Genomic DNA, 20,440 nt, shown 5'->3' on the forward strand with positions numbered 1-20,440 from the left:
CGGCTCCGTCCGCCGGGGCGGGCCGGGGCACGGCCGGGGCGTCAGTCCTGCCTGCGGCCGACCCCGGCGTACACCCAGTACCGGGACGGGTCCTCCGGGATCTCCTCCGGGGAGTCCGGGCGCCACAGCGGCACGTGGACCAGACCGGGCTCGGCCAGCTCGAACCCGTCGAAGAGGGCGCCGATCTCCCGGCGGGAGCGGGGAGTGACCGGGGAGGTGGCGCGCGAGCGGTACAGCTGCCCCACCGCCGCCGCGGTGTCGGGGCGGTCCTCGTCGGTGGCGTGGGTGAGTGCCAGCCAGCTTCCGGCGGGCATCGCGTCCCGGAACGCGGCGACGATCCCGGCCGGGTCCTCCTGGGGGGCGACGAAGTGGAGGATCGTTATCATCAGCACCGCGACCGGCTGGTCGAAGTCGATGAGCTTGCGCAGTTCGGGCGCGGCCAGCACCGCGGCCGGGTCCCGGATGTCGCCGGGCACGATCGCCGCGTCCGGGTCGTCGGCGAGGAGGGCCTCGCTGTGCGCGACCGCCACCGGGTCGTTGTCGACGTACACGACGCGTGCGCCGGGGCGGACCGCCTGGGCGACCTCGTGCACGTTGCCCTGGGTGGGGATCCCGGAGCCGAGGTCGACGAACTGGTGCACCCCGGCGTCCACGAGGAAGCGCACCGCCCGCCCCAGGAAGGCCCGGTTGGCGCGGGCCAGGGTGCGCACCTGGGGGTCGATGGCCGTGAAGGCGGCGACCGCCTCGCGGTCTATGGCGAAATTGTGCTCCCCGCCCAGCATGGCGTCGTACATTCGGGCCACACTCGCCTTGCCCGGATCCACACCATCCGGCAGGACTTCCTCGTCCGGCATGCGCAACTCCCCTGATACTCGGTCGACTTGACTGGGCATCATATAGTTGCCTGCGGCGTACGCCGCCGCCCCGGCCGTCAGCCCCGGCGCCCCACCATCCGCACGGCCACCACCCCCGCCGGCATCCCGCCGCTACCGGCCCCACCCGGAAGGCAACGACCCTGCGGAACACCGAACGCACCCCGCCCGACGACGCCCTCCCCGCGGTGCCCCTCCGCCGTCGTGCGCACTTCTCCCCCGCGGCCGACGCCATCGGGTCCGAGCTGGACCTGCACCTGACCGGCCGCCATGTGGTGCACGCCCTCGCGCCCGGCTTCTGCGACGCCGCCTCGGTGTACCTGCTGCAGCGCTGGATCCTGGAGGAGGAGGGGCGCGTCCCCGCCGATCCGCCGCAGATCGAGGCCCGCCGGCTCGCGGTGCGCATAGGAGCGGACACCGCGGAGGACTGGGAGCACCTGCTCCCGGTCGGGGAGGTCCTGGTCTTCCCCCGCGAGACGCCGTACGCGCGGGCGATCGCCTCCGGGCAGACCCAGCTCCTGGACGGCGTCGACCGGCACACCTCGGACCGGCTGCGCCGGACCGGACGGGACGACGCCGGGGTGCACGCGCTGCTGCGCACCGCCTCGTTCCTCATCGTGCCGCTGCGGCTGCGCGGCCGCGCCGTGGGCTTCGTCGCCTGCACCCGCGGGCCCGGCAGGGAGCCCTTCACCCGTGGCGAGGCGGTCGCCGTCGAGTCGCTGGGCGGACGGGCGTGCGTCGCACTGGACAACGCGCGGCGCTACGAGCGGGAGCGCCGCACGGCGCTCGCCATCCGCCGGAGCCTGCTGCCCGACACCGGCCGGGCCTTCCCGAGCTGCCGCGTCGCCCACGGCTGCCTTCCGGCGGGACAGGAGGACGTCATCGGCGGCGACTGGTACGACGTGCTGCCGCGGACGGGCCGCCGGGTGGCCATGATCGTCGGCGACGCGATGGGGCACGGACCCGAGTCCGCCGTCGCCATGATCCAGCTGCGGACCGCCGTGCGGACGCTCGCCGCGCTCGACATCGGGCCGGCCGAGCTGATGGACCGGCTGGACACCGTCGCCGGCGACACACCGGGGGCCTCGTTCGCCACCTGCATCTACGTCGAGTGGGACGCCGAGGCGCACACCTGCACGCTCGTCGGGGCCGGCCATCCGCCCCCGCTGGTCAGGGGACCGGACGGTCCCGCGGAGCGGATATCCCTCGTCAGCGCCGGTCTGCCGCTCGGCCTCGGCTCCGGCCGCTACGAACCGACCGTGCTGCACCTGACCGGGCCGACGCTGCTCCTGCTGTACAGCGACGGACTGGTCGAGTCCCGCACCGCCGACATCGACCAGGGCATCGCCCGCCTCGCCGCCGCCCTGGACACCGGGGCCGACGGGATCCCGGACCCCGCACACCCGAAGGCCCTGCCGTCGCTGTGCCGGCGGCTGCTCGCCGACGCCCCGTCCGACGAGGTCCGCGACGACCGGACGCTGCTGCTGGCGGAACTGACCCCCGGCAAGAACTGACGGGCTCCCCCGGGGGCCGTGCGTCACACCCGCGCCCCGGCGGACGGCGGCAGCCTCCCGGGCCGTGACCGACCTCCGCGTGCGGCCGCCGGACGACTCCACGTGGCCCGGCCTCGCGGACCTCGCCGAACGGCACGGCGGCGCGTGGGGCGGCTGCTGGCGCACGGCCTTGCGCGAGGAGGGCGTGGGGGCGGCCGGACCCCGGAGCAGAACCGGGCGGACGAGGAGCGCCTTGTCCGGGAGGGCAGGGCGCACGCAGCCCTGGTCCACGACGGCGCGGTGTGCGTCGGCCGGTGCCGGTTCGGGCCGGTCGGCGAACTGCCCCGGATCAAGCACCGGCGTGCCCACCTCCCCGCTGCCGGGAACCCTCCGGACCGGCGGACCAGCGGCTTCTTCGCCGACCGGGGGCACCGGCGCGCCGGGGTCGCCCGCGGCGCTCGACGGGGCGCCGGAGGAGATCGCGCGACGCGGCGGCGGGACGGTGGAGAGCTGTCCGGAGGACGCCGAGGGCCGGTAGGTCTCCGCGTCCTTCCTGCACACCGGCACGGTGGCCCTGTTCGGGAGCCGCGGCTTCCGGCGGACGCGCCGCGTCGGCAAGCACCACCGGGTGGTGTCCGCGGTCGTGCTCCGACCGCGCCCACGCTCCGGTCCGGCGGTCCGGGCCGCCTCACGTACGGAAGCCCGCGTGCACGTGGTCGTGGTGGGTGGCGTCGCTGAAGAACTGGCCGGGCCGGTTCCCGCCGGTGAGCACGACCGGGCCGCCGACGTTGTAGGAGCCGGCCGCGGCAGCGTCCCGCATGAAGCGCTCGACGAGGGCGCGCGGGGTGCCCGGGTCCACCACCGCGTGACCGTCGATCTGCCAGACGTCGAAGGCCCGGCCCCGGGGGTGGTCGCTCGGCCGGCGGGTGCCGAACACGTACAGGGGGTGGCCGGAGCGCACCACACTCACGTACATCCGGTACGTCCGGGCCAGGCGGAGCAGCGCGGTGAGGACGCCGGTGTGGACCCGTCCGGCGAGCACGTCGGCGCGGGCCGCGGGCGGCAGCACGATCGCGGGGTCGGCGAGCACCGCGCGCGCGTCCGGGGCGGGCTTCGCCAGGGGCGGTCCGGGCTGTGCCGGGTGCAGGGCGGTGACGGTCCAGCCGGCGGGCGTCCGCTCCAGCCGTACGTCGACGGTCGTGCCGCCCGCGCGCACGGTGCCACCGTGCCGGGTCCACTGGCGGCAGACCACCAGGACGCTCGCCGAGTCGGCGAGGATGCCGCCGTACTGGGCGTAGACCACCTGGAGCGCCGCCGCGTCGGCGGCCGGAAGGAGGGGTCCCGCCTGTGCGACGAGCCGGGTGGACTGGTGCAGTGCGGCCACGCGGGACCGGGCCGCGGCGGCGCCGCCCGCTCCCCGCGGCCAGGCGCCGATCGCCTCGACGACAGCGACGGCCCGGCTCTTCGCTCGCGGCTCCACCTCGGCCGCCGAGGGGGTCCACGGGGTGGTGGGCGGCAGCGCGGACGCCGGTGCGGAGCTCGTGGCCGGGCGTGGCGCGGACGCCCGGCCGGCGTCGTGCCGCGGGGCCGCCGCGCCGGCGGACCGGGAGCAGCCGGCCGCCCCGATCAGGGCCCCGGCCGCGCCCAGCAGGAGGGCCCGGCGCGGGACCGGGTGTTCCGCGGGCTGGGGCCGACGGGTCATGTGGTCCAGTGTCCGCCGCCGGGGCACAGCACGGCCATGCGGCGCCGCGGCGTCCCGTGGCGGGCGGCCGCCCGAGGGGCTCAGGGGCGGTTGCGCAGGCGGGCGGCGAGGACGGCGACATCGTCGTCCGCGTGCTCGGCGCCGAGCCGGGCGAGGATGTCGTCCAGCAGCGCCGAGACGTCCTGGCCGGGTCCGAGCCGCAGATCCGCGAGCCGGGCGAGCGAGACGTCGATGTCCTCGCCCCGCCGCTCCACGAGACCGTCGGTGAACAGGACCAGCGTGTCGTCCGGCGCGAGCGGCATCCGGGTCACCTCGTAGGCGCCGAGGCCGGTGCCGAGCGGGGGCCCGACGGGGAGCTCGATGAGCCGGCCGGTGCCGCCCCGGTGGAAGACAGCGGGCGGGAGGTGCCCGGCGCCCGCGAAGGCGGCCGTCCCGCGCGCCGGGTCCAGCAGGGCGAGCAGGCAGGTCGCCGGGCGGCGCCCGCTCTCCTCGGACATCGTCGCGTCCACCTGGCGCAGGATGCGGTGCGGCGGCAGGTCGGTCGAGGCGACGAAGCGGAGCATCGAGCGGTACGCGTTCATGTCGACGGCCGCGTCCAGGCCGTGCCCCATGACGTCGCCGATGACCAGCAGGGTGCGGCCGAAGTGGAGCCGCACCGTCTCGCACCAGTCCCCGCCGACCAGCGCGCCCCGCCCGGCGGGCAGGTAACGGGTGGCCAGGTCGACGTTGGGGTGGGGGCGGCCCGGGTCGGCGAGCAGGACCTGTTGCAGCGCCCACACGTGGTCGCTGACCTCGCGGTGCTCCCGGGCGTGCCGCAGATGCGCGGCGGCCAGCGCGGCGGCGTGGTGGACGGCCGCCGCCTCGCCGTCGTCGAAGGGGCGGCCGGCGCGCACGGCGACGAGGACGCCGAGGGCCTGTCCCCGGGCGTGGAGCGGCACCGCGAGCGCGGTCGGGCCGGCGTCGTCGCCGGGTGCGGAGACGGTCACGGCGCGTCCGGCGTCCAGGGCACGCAGACGGACGTCCTCGCGGAGGATCTTCTCCAGGCCGCCGAGGAGGTCGTCCCGGCCGGCGGTGGCTGCCGGGCGCAGGCGGCGGCCGGGGTCGCGCGGGTGCTCGTGCGGGTCGGCGAGGTCGACCGACGCCGCGTCGCAGCCCTCGTCGACCAGGAACCGGGCCAGTTCGTCCGCCGTCCGGTGGGCGTCGAGCGTCGTGCCGATCGCGGCCGCCGCCCGCGCCGCCCGCCCGAGGGGCCCCGCTGCGGCGCTCCCGGGCCAGGACACCTGGTCGCCTTCCACCACCATCCCTTTCTGCCGCGTCCGTCCCAGCACCGGTCCAGTGTCCCGCCCGGGAACGAACCGCGTCGGGCGGTCCGCTCGTCACGGTCGGGCGGCGGAGCCGGACGGGCTCCGGGCGGTCCGTGTGCGCCCTCCCGGGGCGGGTCGCACCGGGTCGCCCCGCCGTGTCCCCGGCGGTGATGCCCCAGGACTGGACAAGAGGCCCCTCAAGGCTTCACCAACCCCTAACATCATGGCGAAACGAACGACTGGCCATGGCCAGACATTCACGAGAAGTGAGGGAAGTGTGGCAGAGACCGAGGGGGCCGCGGTGCCCGAGCGGCTGTTGATCACCCGCACCACGGCCGGCGACGGCATCTGCGTCGTCACCCTGAGGGGCGAGGTCGACCTCGACGGCAGCGTGCACCTGCGCGAGGCACTGCTGGCCTGCCTGCAGAGCGCGGACACGGTGGTCGACTTCGGCGGAGTGACCTTCATGGACTCCAGCGGCATCAACGCCCTCATCACCGCCCACCGGGCCGCCGTGGAACTCGGCGCCCGGCTGCGGATCGCCGCGCCCCGGGAGGCCGTGCAGCGGGTGCTGCACCTGGTGGGCGTGGACACGCTCGTCCCGTGCTTCCCCACCCTGGAGCAGGCGCTGGCCGGCTGAGATCCGGCCGCGGCCCGGGTCCCCCGTGCGGCGGGGCACCCGGGCCGCCACGCGGCGGAGCCCGCCCGCGGGGTCGGCGGGCGGGCTCCGGACGGCGGAGGATCAGCCGGCGGGCTTCAGGTCGGTGATCCGGCGGGTCCGCAGGTCCGACTGGACATCGATCGCCGTCACCTCGGGGTTCTTCCCGTCACTCCAGGTCAGGGTGACGCGGCTGGTGGCGTGCCCCATCCCCGAACCGGTGTAGACGACCTTCCACTTCACGGGCACGTTCTGCGCGAAGAGGATGCCGTCCGCGTGCTCCCGCGCCTCGAAGGCGGCGACCTTCCTACGGGCCGCGTCGGTGAGGTAGAAGGCGCGCAGGGCCTTGGCGTCCGTGGATGCGCCGGGGGTGTCGAGGTCCCACACGGAGTCGATGTAGGCGCCGTAGAAGTCCGCGACCCGCTGGGTGACGTTGCGGGGGTCGCCCTGGACGGTGGAGACGACGGCGGCCGGCGCCGCCCGGTGGCCGGCGGGGGCGGCGCCGCCCCCGGCCAGCGCCGGTGTCACGGCGGCCAGGGTGAGGGCCGCGGCGATCGCGGAGGCGGCGAGCAGGGTTTTGCTGGTGCGGATGCGTACGGACATGTGAGTGGCCCCCCTGTGGTGACGGCCGGGGTCGTCCCGGCCTTCGACGACGGCTAAGACAGCGTGGCGTGGAGACGGGTTCCGGATTGCCCCGGTAGAAGTGTCACTGTCCAGAAACAGGAGAAAGGTTGCGCTGCGTTTCGGCCGACCTCGCTCCCCGCCACCGCTGTTCCGTCCCTCGCCCCGGGGCGCCCGCCGCCCGGCCCCTCGAATGCATCGGCCACGGCCGGGAACCCGGCGAGAACACGGAGTCACCCCACACCCCTGGAGAGGACCATGAGTCTGCTGCGCGTGGTCGGCCGTCCCCTGCTCGCCTCGATGTTCGTCGCCGGCGGTCTGCACGCCGTCCGCAGCCCGAAGGATCTGGCCCCGATCGCCGAACCGGTCGTACGGCCGGTCACCGAGCGCGTGGAGGCGCTGCCCGACAGCACCGAGCAGGTCGTACGGCTCAACGGCGCCGTGCAGGTCGGAGCGGGCGTCCTGCTCGGCCTCGGGCGGGTGCCCCGGCTGTCGGCGCTGGCCCTGGCCGCCACGCTGGTGCCGACCACGCTCGCCGCGCACCGCTTCTGGAAGGTGGAGGATCCCGCGGAGCGCGCGCAGCAGCGCATCCAGTTCCTCAAGAACCTGTCCATGCTGGGCGGCCTGCTGATCACGGCGGACGACACCGGCGCCGCCCCTTCCCTGCTGTGGCGCAGCCGCCACGCGGCCCACGAACTCCAGCGGGACGCCCGGCTGGTGCGCCGCTCCGTGCGCGCGACGGCCCGCCCGGCGGCCGCCGTCGGGGGGCTGCGGGCGAAGCTGCCCGCCTGACCGGCACACGCCACGGCGGGGTGCCTCCGGAGAGTGGTCCGGGGGCACCCCGCCATGGCGCGTGGTGCACGCTGGCCCGGCCGGCGTCCGTGCCGGCCGGGAGCGGTCAGCGTTTGAAGACGTCCTTCGTCTTCTCCTTGGCCTGGCGCGCGTCGCCCTTGGCCTTGGTCGCGCGGCCCTCGGCGGTCATGCTCTCGTTGCCCACCGCGCGGCCGACCGTCTCCTTGGCCTTGCCCTTGGCCTGCTCCATCTTGGCCTTGGCCTTCTCGTCTCCCGCCACTTCACTCACTCCCAGCCGTGGTGCCGTCAGTTGTCTCCGTGACGGGTGCTCCGAGAACTCCCGGGCAAACCAGCCCAATCGATTTCATTTCGCAGGCCCCTGTCCAGCACGGCACGCTCATGCCCGGGGGCAGGGCCGGACGGGTGACTCCTCCGGGGCGCCGCGGCCGGCGCCGTCGCGGCGCCAGTCGGCCACCGCGACCGCCAGGGCCGCCAGCAGCGCCGCGACGGCGGAGCCGACGGTGACCGCCACGGCGGTGCGGTAGTCGCGGGCGCTCGATCCGAGCACCAGGTAGAAGAGCCCCGGCAGCGCCGCCGTCCCCACGGCGCCGCCCAGCCGCTGCCCCGTCTGCAGGGCACCCCCGGCGGCTCCGGCCATCCGCACCGGCACCTCCCGCAGCGTCATGGTGACGTTCGGGGAGATGACGCATCCGCTGCCCACCCCGCCCACGAGCAGCGCGGGCGCGGCGAGCCAGGCGATCGAGCCCGTCGGTGCGAGGCCCAGCACGAGCGCCGCGCCGCCCATCCCGGCGACGACCCCCACCAGCCCCCACACCGTCAGCAGCCGGCCCAGCCGCTCCACCAGCCGGCCCGCCACCACGGCGGCCGCCGCCGACCCGATCGCGAACGGGGTCACCACCAGGCCGGACTCCAGGGGCGAGTAGCCGAGGCCGTTCTGGAAGAACAGGGCGAACACCAGCCACACCCCGCTGAAGCCGACGAAGTAGAGGGTGCCGACGGCCGCACCGGGAGCGTAGCCCCGCGTGCCGGTCATCAGACGCGGATCGAGCAGTGGCCGCCCGTGGTGCGTGGCGACGCGCCGCTCCCACCGGGCGAAGGCGGCGAGCAGCAGGACGCCGGCAGGGAAGAGCCACCACAGCCGGCGCACGCCCCCGGACTCGGCGAAGACCAGCGGCAGCATCAGCGCCAGCACCCCCGCGCCGAGCAGGGCCACACCGGCCAGGTCGAGACGTTCCCGGCGGCCGGGAGCCACCTTCGGCAGCAGCCGCAGACCGAGGAGCAGGGCCACGGCCCCGACCGGCACGTTCACGTAGAAGATCCACCGCCAGCCCTGGGGTCCCTGGGCCAGGGCGAGGATGAGGCCTCCGGTGACGGGGCCGACGGCGCTGGAGACGCCCACGGTCGCGCCGAAGAGGCCGAAGGCACGGCCGCGCTCGGCACCCCGGAACATCTGCTGGATCAGCGCCGAGTTCTGCGGGGCGAGGCAGCCGGCGGCGGTGCCCTGCGCGATACGGGCGACGGCCAGCCAGGTCACGGTGGGCGCCGCGCCGGCCGCCGCGCTGCACACCACGAAGCCGGCCAGGGCCAGCAGGAAGATCCGGCGCCGCCCCAGGGCGTCGCCCAGCCGGCCCGCCGGCACCAGGACGAGGGCGAAGGCGAGGGCGTACCCGGAGACGACCCACTGCACGGCGGACGCGGACGCGCCCAGCTCGCGCTGCATCGACGGCAGGGCGACGGCCACGATCGTCACGTCCAGCAGGCTCATGAAGCCGGTCACCAGCGTGACCCACAGGGCCTTCCAGCGCCGGGGGTCGGGGGCGGGGCCGGACGGGCCCGCACCCCGTGCCGGACCCGGACCGCCGCCGCGTCCGCCTGCCCGCGCATCCGATTCCACGAACGCTCCTTCCGGTCACCGCCCGTCCGCGTCCCGCCCACGCGGGCCGCGGACGCCGCATCCCACCCGGCTCACCAGGGCCCGCCCGCCCGCACCCCGGCGGTCCCCGATTCACGCACGGGGACCCGTCCGGGTGGCGGGCAGCGGCGAAGCTCACACCGGCGCATGCCGCCGCCGGGGCTTCGGACCGCCGACACGGGGTAGTCGAACCGACGGCAAAAAGCACAGAACGTCACCAACCACCGAGCAGCACAGACGGTAATTCTCATGGTCATTCCGCTGAGTAAGCAGGCGGTCGACGATCGGGAGACGGACCCGCACGCTGCCGCGTTGCGCTATGGGGCCACCTATGACACCGGTGCCGCCCGTATCGCCGACGCGCGGCGCGCGGTCCGTGTCCTCCTCGTCCACGCGTCCCGGACCGCTCCCACCGACGTCACCGAGCGCGCCGAGCAGGACGCGCAGCTCGTCGTGAGCGAACTCGTCACGAACGCGCTGCGTCATGCGCCCGGCCCGTGCGGGCTGGTGCTGGAGGTCTCCCCCTGCCGCGAGCGGCTGAGCATCACGGTCTGGGACACCTCCTCCACTCTGCCCCGGTTCCACGAGCGCGACGAGTCGCGCGTCGGGGGGCACGGCCTGTACCTGGTGCGCGCGTGCAGCCGCGACCTGACCGTGACCTCGCTGCCCGGCGGCAAGCGGATCACGGCCGAGATCGATCTGGGGCCCGCTGCCCCGAGCGGATCCGGGAGGGCCGCCCGGGAGCCGGGAGCGGCTCAGTCGCCGTAGGCGTCGGTGTCGAGGTCGCGCCGTCCGCCGCGCAGCTCGTAGCGGGCCCGCAGCGCGGCGGCGGCGCGTCCGCGTTCGACCGAGACGAGTCCGAAGTGCTGGCGGGCGTACTCCAGCACGTCCGCCACCGTGACCCGCCCGCGCGGCGGGCGTCCGCGTGGTCCGGTGTCCCCGGTGGCCCTGCGGGCGGCGAGCGCGCGGCGCTGGGCCCGGATGGCGATGTCGGCCGCCACCCCGAGCTGTGCCCGCAGGTGACGCGCCCGGCCGGCCGCCGCCTCCCGGGGCGACTGCGGGGTGGCCCGGCGCAGTGTGCGACGCCTCATGGCGCCCCCTGTTCCCTGGTTCGCTGTTCCTTCGGATCCCTGGGCCGCGCCGTGCTGGGGTGGCCGCTTCCGGTGCCGTGGCCGGCGTGCGGCGAGGCCCGGCGGGCGGCGGTGACGATCGCGTGCGGGCCTGATACCCCGTGCGCGGCGATTCAGGCCGGGCCGGTCGTGGCATGCTTCCCGAGGCGCGACGGCGCCGCCCGGGGGATGATGGGTGTGGAACGCGGAGAAGGGGGTACACGCTGCGCGGTCCGCCCATGATCGACATGGGTGGACGGCACGGACCGGGTACGGACGGAAAGGGAGGACCGCGCGATGGCGGTGACCACGAGGACCACGGCGGACCGGGAGCGGACGGACCTCCCCGCGGTGGCCGATCCCGCGCATGTCGCGCCGTCCGACGCGCGGGCCCTGTCCCGGCTCTTCTTCGACCGGCTGACGGCACTGGAGGAGGGCACGCCCGACCACCAGTACGCGCGCAACACCCTGATCGAGATGAACATGTCCCTCGTCCGGTACGCGGCCGGACGCTTCCGCAGCCGGGGCCCGCAGGAGATGGAGGACATCGTCCAGGTCGGCATGATCGGCCTGATCAAGGCGATCGACCGGTTCGACCTCTCCCGCGAGGTGGAGTTCACCTCCTTCGCCGTGCCGTACATCGTGGGGGAGATCAAGCGCTTCTTCCGCGACACGTCGTGGGCGGTGCACGTGCCGCGCCGGCTCCAGGAGGCCCGGGTGGAGCTCGCCAAGGCCACCGAGGAGCTGAGCAGCCGGCTGGGCCGCAGGCCGACCACCAGGGAGCTGGCCGAGCTGATGAACCTCCCCGAGAAGGAGGTCGTCGACGCGCGGGTCGCCTCCAACGGCTACACGTCGTCCTCCCTGGACGCGGCCGTCGCCGGCGGCGACGAGGGCGACAGCGTCCTCGCCGACTTCATCGGCACCGAGGACGCCGGGCTGCAGCTCGTGGACGACCTGCACAGCCTCGCGCCGCTGCTGGCCGAACTCGACGAGCGCGACCGGCGGATCATCCACCTGCGGTTCGTGGACGAGTGCACGCAGGCGCAGATCGGCGAGGAGCTGGGGATCTCCCAGATGCACGTGTCCCGCCTGCTCCAGCGCGTGCTGGCCCGGCTGCGGCAGGGCCTGCTGAACACCGCCTGACCTGCCGCGCCCGGCCCCGTGGGCCGGACCGGGAGGCGTCCGCAAGATCGGCGACGAGTCGAAGGAATGACCGACTCCGTTCCGGGGCACACGGACGCCGTACGACACAGCAGGGCCGGACGCCGTCGTCCTGGGGAGGTGGACGGCGTCCGGCCCTGCTGCATGTGTCCGCCGCCGTGGGCGGCACCCCGGCCGTCGCGCCCGGCGGTGCCTCCTCACCAGGTCGGCACCGCGCGGACCGTCTTCCCGGCGAGGTGTCCGAAGACCCGGCCGTCCCCGGCGAGCCGGTCCACCAGCAGCTTCCTGAGGCCGCCCGCACCATGGACGGTGCCGGGCTCCTGGCGCAGCGGCCGCGCCGGGGAGGAGCCGTAGGCCACGAGCCGGTCCCGGTGGGCGCGCGCCCACAGCCGGTGGCGTGCCGGGGGGCGTCGTGCACAGTTCCGAGGCCGGCAGCTCCACGTCCCCGAGGTCGGCGATGGGCAGCGCACCGGCGCGTACCACGCGGTGCCGCGCGCCGGGCGGAGCCGACGGACATCCCACGGTTGTCCACCACGAGCAGCCCCCGGCACGCACCGAAGGGGACGAGCCGCGATCCGCCCCACCGGTCCCGGCGGCAGGCGAAGCGCCGGGCCGTGCCGGCCACCGCACCCCCGCCCGCGGTCGCCCGCCGCCCCTCCGGCACGGGGTGTCCGCGGCCGCCTCCATCGATCCTCACGATCACGGTGACGCCTTCCCGATCGGGAGGAAGGCCGCTTTCCGGACGGAGGATCCGTCGAACACCCGGCCGGTCCGCAACACGGCCGGTCGTGGCGGCGTTGTGCTCACGGCGCTTGCAATGCCCGGCCGGGTGCGAGACGGTTGTCGTCAGACAACCTTTCTCCAGCAGAGAGCTCGGACAACTCCTTCCCCCAGCAGAGAGGTGGTGGGGTGCGCGGCCCGCGCTCCCCCGCTCGTGGCTTCTTCATCAAGTTCCCCCGTCGGTCCGCGCGGTGCAGGCACCAGCGTCGGCGCCGCGTGGAGCGGCGCACCGTACCCGGTGCTGGTTGTCGACCGGGACGGCGGCATCGTCGACCTCAACGACGTCGCGAGGACCCTCCTGCCCGGCGTCGCCCGCGGCGACCGGCTGCACGACGCGGTGCCCGGCTGGCTGACCGAGGCGCACCGCCTGCTCGCCCGGGGACCGCAGGAGTCCGCGCCGGGCCACCGGTCGGGCTCCCTCGGGGACCGGGTCTTCGACGCCCATCCCACGGCGAGCGACGACGGCGACGTGGTGTGGTGGCTGGTCGACGACACCGACCGGCGTCTCGCGCGGGAGGCGCTGCGCAGCGAGCAGGAGCGCACGGGCATCCTCGCCGAGGTCTCCAGCGCGCTGCTGTCCTCCCTCAACGTGACGCGGTGCATGGAACTGACCGCGCACATGGCCGCCGACCACCTGGCGGACGCCGCGGTGGTCATCGCGCCCGCACAGGGCCGCCGCCACCCGCTGACGTACGCCTGCAAGGACGGGGCCGTCCTGCAGGCGAACCGCGTGATCGACCCGGCGACCGTACCGGGCCTCGCCGAGGCGCTGCGCGGCTTCCCCCCGGTGCCCACGCGCTGGATCAACCCCGACGACATCCCGCCGTGGGCGGTCCCCGCTGGCTTCGCCGGCCCGCTGGGGTCCGTCATCGTGACCCCGCTGCCCGGCCACGGGGTGCCCGCCGGAGCGCTGATGCTGCTGCGTTCCAGCACCGAGCGGGCCTTCAGCGAGGGCGAGGAGATCTTCGCCCGGCTGTTCGCGGCCCGCGCCGGTGCGGCCCTGTCGGCGGCGCGGATGTACGCCGAGCAGGCGGACATCACGGCGACGCTGATGCGGGAACTGCTCCCGCCGACGCTGACGCAGGTGCACGGCGTGGAGTACGCGGGCAGCTACCGCCCGGCCAGGGACAACGAACGCGTCGGCGGCGACTTCTACGACGTCCACCCCGGCACGGACCCCTCGCACGAGTCCCTGGTGGTGCTCGGGGACGTCGCGGGCAAGGGCCTGGAGGCCGCGGTCCTCACCGGCAAGATCCGCAACACCCTCCATGCGCTGCTGCCCCTCGCGGGCGACCACGAGCAGATGCTGAACCTGCTGAACAGCGCGCTGCTGACGTCGCACCACACCCGCTTCGCCACGCTCGTGCTGGCCTCGGCCCTGCGCCGCGCCGGCCGCGTCCACCTCAGGCTGACCAGCGCCGGGCATCCGCCTCCCCTCGTCGTGCGCAGGAACGGCACGGTCGAGGAGGTGGCCACCCGGGGCACCCTGGTCGGGGCGATGCCGAGCGTGATCGCGGAGACCACCGAGACGGTGCTCGCCCCCGGCGAGACCTGCCTGCTCTACACCGACGGCATCACCGAGGCGCGCGGCGGCCCCATGGGCGGCGAGCTCTTCGGCGACCGGCGGCTCAGGCAGGCGCTGTCGGAGTGCGGCGGCCTGCCGGCCGAGGCAGTGGTGGAGCGGGTGCAGATGCTGGCCGCCCAGTGGATCGGCGGGGGCCGGCACGACGACATGGCGACCGTGGCCGTCAGCGCCCCCAAGTCGGGCGCGTTGCGCGTCGTCAACGGCGACGTGCCCATAGACGGGTCGGAGATATGGCACAGGAGGAAGGGATGACCGCAGCCCCACCGGCACCGCGGACCCGGCCGGAGGACGGGCCGCAGCTGTCCTCGGTACGGGAGCGCTTGTGGGAGGCCGTGCTCGACGGCGACGAGTACGCGGCCGTGGACGTGGTCCTCGGCGCTCGCGACGCCGGGCTCGACGAGGAGACGCTGCTGCTCGACGTGATCGGCGCCGTGCAGCAGCGCGTCGGCGTGGAGTGGGCCGCCGACCGGATCAGCGTCGCCCAGGAGCACGCCACCACGGCGATCAACGAGCGTGCCGTCGCCGCGCTGTCCGGCGCGGGCCGCCGCCCCGGCGCCCGGCCGCGCGGGCGGGTCACCGTCACCTGCGTCGACGGCGAGTGGCACGCGCTGCCCGCCCGCCTCGTCGCGGAGGTGCTGCGGCTGCGCGGCTGGCAGGTGGACTACCTGGGGGCCCAGACGCCGACCCCGCATCTGATCGCCCACGTGCACCGCACGAACCCGGCGGCGGTGCTGCTGTCCTCCTCGCTGCCCACCCGGCTGCCCACCGCGCACGCGGCGATCACCGCGTGCCAGGCCGTCGGCATGCCCGTGATGGCGGGCGGCGCCGCGTTCGGCGAGGGCGGCCGCTACGCCCGCCTGCTGGGCGCGGACCACTGGGCGCGGGACGCGCGGGACGCCGCGGACCTCCTGGAGGGCGGCACGGCCCAGCCGTACACCTCGGTCAGCCGGCAGGCCGTGGACGACCTGCCGCACCTCGCGGACCAGGAGTACACGATGGTCGCCCGGTCCCGTCCCCGGCTGGTCAAGCAGACGCTGGCCGACCTGGAGGACCGGTTCCCCGCCATGGCCGCGTACGACGACGCCCAGCGGGAGCGGACGGCGGAGGACATCGCCCACATCGTGGACTTCCTGGCCGCGGCGCTGTACGTGGACGACGCGCGCCTCTTCGCGGGGTTCCTCACCTGGACCGCGGACATCCTCGCCGCGCGCGGGGTCCCGGTGCACTCCCTGGCGCTGGGGCTGGACGTCCTCAGCCGGCAGTTGCACGACTTCCCGCGGTCCTCGTCCCTGCTGGAGCAGGGCGCCTCCGCGCTCGCCGGGCACCGGCCCGGCTCCCCCGCCGCCGGACCCGGGAGCGGCGCATGACCACGCTGTCCCCCGGACCGTTCGACGTCACCGTCGTCGAGTCCGCGCCCACCGCGCTGACCGTGCACGTCTCCGGCGACCTGGACTACGACACCAGCGAGGAGCTGGTGGAGCTCGTCACCCGGCACCTGACGCGGGTCGGCCCGGCCGGCGAGTGGGAGGACCTGCGGCTGGACTTCGCGGAGCTGACCTGGCTGGACTCCATGGGCCTGTCCGCCCTGCTGATGATCCGCAGACGCACCGGAGCCGCCCGCGTCACCCTGCACCTGGACAACCGGCCGGACTTCCTGGACCGGATGCTGGACGTGACCAACACCTACGACCACCTCACCGAGGCGGCCCGCCGGCAGGACGACGTCTCCGAGGCGGGCGCCAACTGATGCGCGCGCCACGGACCCCGGGCCCGTCCCGGCGGCCTGCGGGGTGCCATCCCGCGACCGTGACGCACCGAGGGAAGTCCATGGCGTTCTTCGCCATTTCCAAGCGCAACCCGCTGCAGCTGCTGTCCGCCACCGACCTGGCGGTCGAGCACGAGCGGCTGCTGGAGGAGAACGCCCAGCTCCACCGTGCCGTCACCTCCCACGCCGTGGTCGACCAGGCCATCGGCGCGGTCGTGGTCATGGCCCGGGTGCCGCCGGAGGAGGCCTGGCACATCCTGCGGGACATCTCGCAGCGCACCAACACCAAGCTGCGGAGGGTCGCGGAGCGGCTGCTGGCCTTCGCCCAGAACGGGCCGCCTTCCGGCGGCCAACGGGTGGAGCCGGCGGAACTGCGACGCGTGCTGGAGCGCTCGGTGGTGCGTGCCGGTGCCCGACCGGACCACCACCGGTCCGGCGGCCTGGCCTCGACGGGCCCGGGCGGCCCGCCGGCCTGACGGGCACCGGGTCGGTCGGGTCGGCAGACGGACCGGTCGCCCTGTGCGGCTCCCGGGCTGCCCGCCCCGCTGAACCGCTCGGGAGCAGGTGGCAGGCCGCCGAGCGGGCTGCCGGCCCTTCGCGGTCGTCGGGCGGGCCGGCTGATCCACGCAGGCGGGGCGGGCGGGCCTACTGGACCGCGCGGGACGAGTGGGGACGGGAACGGGTGAACGAGCCGGCGGCCCTTCCTGACCCGGGCGGACCGCACCGGGCGCCCGCGGGGCCGCTGGGCGCCGACGCGGCCGCTGGGCCGTCGCCGTTCGGCGGCCGGCCCGGGGAGGCGGCGTCAGGAGGGTCCGGGGCCGGTGTCCCGGGGCGGTGGGGGCGGGGTCGCGCGGCGGGCCGCCGCGCGCAGCAGGCGGCCGCGGCCCCGGTCGGGCACGGTCCACAGCGTCTGGCCGCGTACGCCCCACCGTTCCAGCAGGGCGTTGGCCGCCAGGAATCCGCTGGTGGCCGCCCGTTCCATCAACGCGACGGGCAGACCGGTGCGCACCAGGTCGCCGGCCACGACCAGACCGGGGTCGTCGGTGCGCACGGTGGGCCGGTCCCCGTAGCCGCCGACCGGGAAGAGCGGGCAGTCGGCGCGCCACTCGTGCCGCTCGTCCACGATCCGCGCCTGCCGGGTCTCCGGGTAGACCCGGTGCAGCTGCTCCACGAGCCGCTTGCGCTCCACGTCCGGCGCGGCGTCGCCGGGCAGGGCGTACGCGTGCAGCTCGACCACCGAGCCGCCGGTGCGCGACGCCCAGCGCGCGGCCTCCCCCTCCCAGCGGTCCAGCACGCTGACGTTGTCGAGGGTGCCGTAGCCGGCGGTCCCGAGGAAGCCGGGGCGGTCGGCGGCCACCGGACGGTCCAGCCAGATCCGGGAGACCAGGAAGGGCGGGGCGGTGCGCAGCCGCCCGACGGACGCCCGCCATTCCTTCCCGCCCAGCCGGGGCGAGGACGCCACGAGTGAGGACAGTCCGGCGGTGTCGAGGGCGAGGACGACCGCGTCGTGGCGCTCCGCGCCCCCCGCGGCGTCCACGGTGAATCGGCCGTCCCCGGTCGGCGTGACGCTCCCGACGGGTGCCGAGGTCCGCAGCCGGACCCCGTGCCCGTCGAGATAGCCGGCGAGCGGGTCCCACAGCGCGGCCGGGAACGGCTCCCCGGGCACGTCGAACAGCAGCCCCTCGGCGGAACCCAGGAAGTAGATGTGGAACATGAGGACCATCTCGGCGGCCGACAGCCCGCGCGGGTCGGCGAAGAAGCTGCGGGAGAACACCTCGAACGCGAGATGGCGGGCGGCCTCGGGGAACCCGACGGCATCCAGGAAGTCGTGGGCGCTGACGCGGTCGAGGCGGTCGTAGACCTCCGGGACCCGTACGTCGAGCAGCCCGAGCGCGGCGGCCGGGCGCATACGGGCCAGGTCGCGCAGCCCGAAGGCCGGGCTCAGGGCGACGAACCCGGCCGCGCTCCACGGCGGGGTCCGCGGGACGTGCCGGAATCCGTCGCGCAGTCCGCCGGCGTGCCACAGGGGGTAGTCGGGGAGGGCGGTCAGGCGCTCCAGGCCCGGATCGGTGCGGCGGAGCAGGCCGCGCAGGTTGTAGTACTGCCGGAAGAAGGCGTGGAAGCCCCGGCTCATGGTGACCAGGGTGCCGTCCCTCAGTGTGGTGGGCCGGCCGGCCAGCCGGCCGCCGAGCACCGGCTCCCGCTCGTAGAGGGTGACGTGGACGCCGCGCTCCGCGAGGGCGGTCGCGGCGGCGAGCCCGGCGATGCCGCCGCCGACCACCGCGGTGCGGGGGCGTTCGGGTCCGTCGACGCGCCGCGCGCCGGGAGCGGGGAGCAGGACGCGGGCCCGCCGGTCGCGGCCGCGCCGCGCCGCGGGCGCCCGTGACGGGGACGGTGCCGGCGCGGTCATCGGGCGCCCTCCGTGTCCGGGCCGGGCCGGGCGGCGACGACGGTGTGCGTGATGCCGGTCTGCCAGCCCGGCAGCGGCAGCACCCGGACCCGGGCGAAACCGGCCGCGCGTACCCGAGCGGCGAAGGCGTCGGCGGTGTCGAACTCGACGACGCTGCGCCACAGGTGGCGGTACAGCGGTCCGTCGCCGAGGAGCGTCGCGGCCGGCAGGACGATGCCGCCGCACACCGCCGTCCACACGGCGCGGTCCGTCGCCCGCCCGCTGAGGGTGTACTCGTGCGCGGCCAGCCGGCCGCCCGGACGCAGCAGGTCGCGGACGGCGGCGAGGACGCGGTCGGGGTCGGCGGTGTTGCGGAAGAGGTAGGCCGCCAGGACCGCGTCGTAGGGCCCGGTCACCCCCGCCTCGGCCAGCCCTTCCGCGGGGGCGTGCACGAAGTCGACGCGACGCGGCCAGCGCTTCGCCGCAGCGCGCCGGAGCATGCCCGCGGACGCGTCGACGGCGGTGATCGCGGCGTACGGGAGCACGGCGGCGAGCGCGGCCGTCGAGGCGCCGGTGCCGCAGCCCAGGTCCAGGACGCGCATCCCCCTGCCGCCGTCCGGGAGGCCGAGCCTGCGGGCGGAGCGGCGCAGGTGGGCGTGGTAGCCCGGGTTGGCGGAGACGAGGGTGTCGTACCGGGGGGCGGCGTGGTCGAAGGCGGCGGCCAGGTCGTGGTCGCGCAGCAGGGTCATGCGGGCTCCAGGTGCGGATGCCGGGCGGGCTCCGGCGGCGGTCAGGGTTCCGGGTGGGGGCGGCGGGGCAGGCGGGGCAGTTCGAGGGCGGTGCGCAGCATGGGCAGCACGGGGGTGCGCAGGCCGATGGACAGGTCCTCGTACAGGCGGCTGCGGCCGTCGAGGAAACGCAGCAGGCGCTCCGCCGGGACCCGTGCGAAGAGCCGGGCGAAGAAGGCGGCGCCGTCGATGCGGCCGCTGTCGAGTCCGTGCAGCAGGACGGCGTCCATGGCCAGCGAGCGGGCGGAGTGCGCGGGCGGCGGCAGCGGGCGGCGTCCGGCCGCGAGGGCGGCGGCGACGGCCCGGGTCTGCCGCTGCACGGCGGCGAACGTGTAGCCGGTCGAGGGGCGGGTGGCGCCGCCCGCGGCGCCGATCCGGAAGACGGACGGCCCGGTCTGCCGGGCGAAGGGGGCGTCCGTCATGGGGATCACGCCCGACTCGGTGCCGCGCACCTCGAACGCGCCCAGCCGCAGCACCTCCCCCGTGTAGTGGCGCAGCGCGGCCTCGTAGCGGTCGCGGGAGAGGACCCGCGGGGAGAACTCGGTGTACTCGACGAGGGCCTCCCGGCGGCTGGTGGGCAGCACGTAGCCGAAGGACAGGCCGTGCGCGGGCTGGGGGGTGCGGAAGTCCATCAGCTCGACCGTGCCCGGTTCGAAGACCTGCCGGTCGTGGCGCACGAACCAGCCGTGGAAGTGCTGGAGCAGGGTGGTGCGGGCGGCGGGCAGGCTGCCCAGGGGCCGGGAGTCGAACACCCAGCGGGCCCGTACCCGCACCGGGCGGCCGTCGAGTGCGGTGCCGGCGATCTCGGCGCCGCCCGCGACCCCCTCGACGGTGTCGACGCGGGCCTCGATCCGCACTGTGTGCGGGCTGCGGGCCACGGCCGCGCCGACCAGCTCCTCGAAGTCGTCGGAGCGGAGCATCTTGTAGCGCAGCGGGTCGATGTCGTCCTCGATGCCGGGTCCGCGGCGCGGACGGACGCGCAGCCTCCGCCAGCTCGCCGTGAGCGCCGCGTCGTAGGGGCCGGTGCCCTCCTCCCAGAAGCACCAGGTGCGGGAGGGCGGGCGCAGGGGGCCGGGCGGCGCGGTCACGAGGGCGACGGACGGGCGGCGGGGACCGGGCGGGCGCCGGGCCAGCCGGTGCGCCAGGGACAGGCCCGCGGCTCCCGCGCCGACGATCGCGACGTCCGTCTCCACGACGCCGGGTGCGTCCCCGTCGCTCACGTCTCCTCGCCCTCCTCACCCCGCGGGTTCCGTGTCCCGCGGGTTCCGCGCCGCCGCCCGGCGGCCGACACCGGAAGCATTCCGGGTGGCGGGGCCGTCCGGATGCAGGGCGGGGGCGTGTCGGCGCCCGGGATCCCGTCCCCCGGCCCGGCGGGCCTCCGGGGACCCGAACGGGCCCGGTGCTGTCGCGCGTTCGGCGCATCCGCCGACGTGACGGACGAGGAATGAGTTCAGACGTACGCCGTCGTGCTCACGGGAGAGGAACCGG

General features: G+C 75.8%; 20 protein-coding genes. 9 read left to right on the forward strand and 11 right to left on the reverse strand.

The genetic code is table 11. From position 1 onward, the window contains the following. Positions 1-41 precede the first annotated feature (41 nt). The gene (locus P3H78_RS23400) at positions 42-854 is read right to left on the reverse strand and encodes an SAM-dependent methyltransferase (RefSeq protein ID WP_276111092.1); all 813 of its coding nucleotides are present in this window, start codon (positions 852-854) and stop codon (positions 42-44) included. Between the two features lie 206 nt (positions 855-1,060). Between P3H78_RS23400 and P3H78_RS23405 the strand changes: the two genes are divergently transcribed. Continuing rightward, positions 1,061-2,386: a PP2C family protein-serine/threonine phosphatase gene (locus P3H78_RS23405; protein ID WP_438828025.1), complete on the forward strand. Its 1,326-nt coding sequence runs from the start codon at positions 1,061-1,063 to the stop codon at positions 2,384-2,386. 667 nt (positions 2,387-3,053) lie between these two features. Here P3H78_RS23405 and P3H78_RS23410 read toward each other — a convergent pair. After that, positions 3,054-4,067 (reverse strand): hypothetical protein, encoded by a 1,014-nt coding sequence (locus P3H78_RS23410; RefSeq protein ID WP_276111093.1) that lies wholly within the window; start codon positions 4,065-4,067, stop codon positions 3,054-3,056. Between the two features lie 80 nt (positions 4,068-4,147). Then, complete coding sequence (locus tag P3H78_RS23415; RefSeq protein ID WP_276111094.1) at positions 4,148-5,395, reverse strand: PP2C family protein-serine/threonine phosphatase; 1,248 nt, start codon at positions 5,393-5,395, stop codon at positions 4,148-4,150. 253 nt (positions 5,396-5,648) lie between these two features. On the opposite strand from P3H78_RS23415, the gene P3H78_RS23420 reads away from it, so the two are divergent. Then, positions 5,649-6,011, forward strand: a complete 363-nt coding sequence (locus P3H78_RS23420; RefSeq protein ID WP_276111095.1) for an STAS domain-containing protein — start codon at positions 5,649-5,651, stop codon at positions 6,009-6,011. Between the two features lie 102 nt (positions 6,012-6,113). Here P3H78_RS23420 and P3H78_RS23425 read toward each other — a convergent pair whose 3' ends face one another. Then, positions 6,114-6,632, reverse strand: coding sequence for a hypothetical protein (locus P3H78_RS23425; protein ID WP_276111096.1), 519 nt, complete (start codon positions 6,630-6,632; stop codon positions 6,114-6,116). Between the two features lie 276 nt (positions 6,633-6,908). Here P3H78_RS23425 and P3H78_RS23430 point away from each other — a divergent pair, with 276 nt between their 5' ends. Beyond that, positions 6,909-7,442 carry a DoxX family membrane protein gene (locus tag P3H78_RS23430; protein ID WP_276111097.1) on the forward strand — a complete coding sequence of 178 codons (534 nt, stop codon included), beginning with the start codon at positions 6,909-6,911 and terminating at the stop codon, positions 7,440-7,442. Between the two features lie 106 nt (positions 7,443-7,548). On the opposite strand, the gene P3H78_RS23435 is transcribed toward P3H78_RS23430, so the two are convergent. Continuing rightward, positions 7,549-7,722 (reverse strand): CsbD family protein, encoded by a 174-nt coding sequence (locus tag P3H78_RS23435; RefSeq protein ID WP_276111098.1) that lies wholly within the window; start codon positions 7,720-7,722, stop codon positions 7,549-7,551. 117 nt (positions 7,723-7,839) lie between these two features. After that, positions 7,840-9,357 carry an MFS transporter gene (locus P3H78_RS23440; protein ID WP_438828026.1) on the reverse strand — a complete coding sequence of 506 codons (1,518 nt, stop codon included), beginning with the start codon at positions 9,355-9,357 and terminating at the stop codon, positions 7,840-7,842. Between the two features lie 267 nt (positions 9,358-9,624). On the opposite strand from P3H78_RS23440, the gene P3H78_RS23445 reads away from it, so the two are divergent. Beyond that, positions 9,625-10,143, forward strand: coding sequence for an ATP-binding protein (locus P3H78_RS23445; RefSeq protein ID WP_276111099.1), 519 nt, complete (start codon positions 9,625-9,627; stop codon positions 10,141-10,143). On the opposite strand, the gene P3H78_RS23450 is transcribed toward P3H78_RS23445, so the two are convergent. Next, positions 10,131-10,466: a hypothetical protein gene (locus P3H78_RS23450; RefSeq protein ID WP_276111100.1), complete on the reverse strand. Its 336-nt coding sequence runs from the start codon at positions 10,464-10,466 to the stop codon at positions 10,131-10,133. The two genes, P3H78_RS23445 and P3H78_RS23450, sit on opposite strands and share 13 nt — an antisense overlap. A gap of 315 nt (positions 10,467-10,781) precedes the next feature. Here P3H78_RS23450 and P3H78_RS23455 point away from each other — a divergent pair, with 315 nt between their 5' ends. Further along, positions 10,782-11,627 (forward strand): RNA polymerase sigma factor SigF, encoded by an 846-nt coding sequence (locus tag P3H78_RS23455; RefSeq protein WP_276111101.1) that lies wholly within the window; start codon positions 10,782-10,784, stop codon positions 11,625-11,627. Between the two features lie 215 nt (positions 11,628-11,842). Here P3H78_RS23455 and P3H78_RS23460 read toward each other — a convergent pair whose 3' ends face one another. Further along, positions 11,843-12,004 (reverse strand): hypothetical protein, encoded by a 162-nt coding sequence (locus tag P3H78_RS23460; RefSeq protein ID WP_276111102.1) that lies wholly within the window; start codon positions 12,002-12,004, stop codon positions 11,843-11,845. Between the two features lie 575 nt (positions 12,005-12,579). On the opposite strand from P3H78_RS23460, the gene P3H78_RS23465 reads away from it, so the two are divergent. Genes P3H78_RS23465 through P3H78_RS23480 form a run of 4 tightly spaced genes read left to right on the forward strand, consistent with a single transcriptional unit; the run spans position 12,580 to position 16,251 of the window. Continuing rightward, positions 12,580-14,262, forward strand: coding sequence for a PP2C family protein-serine/threonine phosphatase (locus P3H78_RS23465; protein WP_438828027.1), 1,683 nt, complete (start codon positions 12,580-12,582; stop codon positions 14,260-14,262). Next, the gene (locus P3H78_RS23470; RefSeq protein ID WP_276111104.1) at positions 14,259-15,377 is read left to right on the forward strand and encodes a cobalamin B12-binding domain-containing protein; all 1,119 of its coding nucleotides are present in this window, start codon (positions 14,259-14,261) and stop codon (positions 15,375-15,377) included. The genes P3H78_RS23465 and P3H78_RS23470 overlap by 4 nt, the downstream gene beginning before the upstream one ends. After that, on the forward strand, positions 15,374-15,757 hold the full coding sequence (locus P3H78_RS23475; protein WP_276111105.1) for an STAS domain-containing protein: 384 nt from the start codon (positions 15,374-15,376) through the stop codon (positions 15,755-15,757). The genes P3H78_RS23470 and P3H78_RS23475 overlap by 4 nt, the downstream gene beginning before the upstream one ends. A 59-nt stretch (positions 15,758-15,816) precedes the next feature. Continuing rightward, positions 15,817-16,251, forward strand: coding sequence for an ANTAR domain-containing protein (locus P3H78_RS23480; RefSeq protein WP_313884420.1), 435 nt, complete (start codon positions 15,817-15,819; stop codon positions 16,249-16,251). A 326-nt stretch (positions 16,252-16,577) separates the two neighbouring features. Here the strand turns inward: P3H78_RS23480 and P3H78_RS23485 are convergent, their stop codons facing one another. The 3 genes from P3H78_RS23485 to P3H78_RS23495 are packed head-to-tail and all read right to left on the reverse strand — an operon-like array spanning position 16,578 to position 20,172. After that, the gene (locus tag P3H78_RS23485) at positions 16,578-18,185 is read right to left on the reverse strand and encodes an FAD-dependent oxidoreductase (protein WP_276111106.1); all 1,608 of its coding nucleotides are present in this window, start codon (positions 18,183-18,185) and stop codon (positions 16,578-16,580) included. Further along, a complete protein-coding gene (locus P3H78_RS23490; RefSeq protein WP_276111107.1) occupies positions 18,182-18,913 on the reverse strand; it encodes a methyltransferase in 732 nt (243 codons plus the stop codon). The genes P3H78_RS23485 and P3H78_RS23490 overlap by 4 nt, the downstream gene beginning before the upstream one ends. Before the next feature lie 41 nt (positions 18,914-18,954). Beyond that, positions 18,955-20,172 carry a lycopene cyclase family protein gene (locus P3H78_RS23495; protein ID WP_276111108.1) on the reverse strand — a complete coding sequence of 406 codons (1,218 nt, stop codon included), beginning with the start codon at positions 20,170-20,172 and terminating at the stop codon, positions 18,955-18,957. Positions 20,173-20,440 lie beyond the last annotated feature (268 nt).

The sequence above is a fragment of the Streptomyces tropicalis genome (assembly GCF_029269835.1).
In the GTDB taxonomy this organism is placed as follows: domain Bacteria; phylum Actinomycetota; class Actinomycetes; order Streptomycetales; family Streptomycetaceae; genus Streptomyces; species Streptomyces tropicalis.

Coding starts and splice junctions, on each gene's coding strand:
- P3H78_RS23425 (WP_276111096.1), bottom strand. CDS start 6,632: ATGTCCGTACGCATCCGCACCAGCAAAACCCTGCTCGCCGCCTCCGCG.
- P3H78_RS23400 (WP_276111092.1), bottom strand. CDS start 854: ATGCCGGACGAGGAAGTCCTGCCGGATGGTGTGGATCCGGGCAAGGCG.
- P3H78_RS23455 (WP_276111101.1), top strand. CDS start 10,782: ATGGCGGTGACCACGAGGACCACGGCGGACCGGGAGCGGACGGACCTC.
- P3H78_RS23490 (WP_276111107.1), bottom strand. CDS start 18,913: ATGACCCTGCTGCGCGACCACGACCTGGCCGCCGCCTTCGACCACGCC.
- P3H78_RS23470 (WP_276111104.1), top strand. CDS start 14,259: ATGACCGCAGCCCCACCGGCACCGCGGACCCGGCCGGAGGACGGGCCG.
- P3H78_RS23450 (WP_276111100.1), bottom strand. CDS start 10,466: ATGAGGCGTCGCACACTGCGCCGGGCCACCCCGCAGTCGCCCCGGGAG.
- P3H78_RS23430 (WP_276111097.1), top strand. CDS start 6,909: ATGAGTCTGCTGCGCGTGGTCGGCCGTCCCCTGCTCGCCTCGATGTTC.
- P3H78_RS23475 (WP_276111105.1), top strand. CDS start 15,374: ATGACCACGCTGTCCCCCGGACCGTTCGACGTCACCGTCGTCGAGTCC.
- P3H78_RS23445 (WP_276111099.1), top strand. CDS start 9,625: ATGGTCATTCCGCTGAGTAAGCAGGCGGTCGACGATCGGGAGACGGAC.
- P3H78_RS23485 (WP_276111106.1), bottom strand. CDS start 18,185: ATGACCGCGCCGGCACCGTCCCCGTCACGGGCGCCCGCGGCGCGGCGC.
- P3H78_RS23410 (WP_276111093.1), bottom strand. CDS start 4,067: ATGACCCGTCGGCCCCAGCCCGCGGAACACCCGGTCCCGCGCCGGGCC.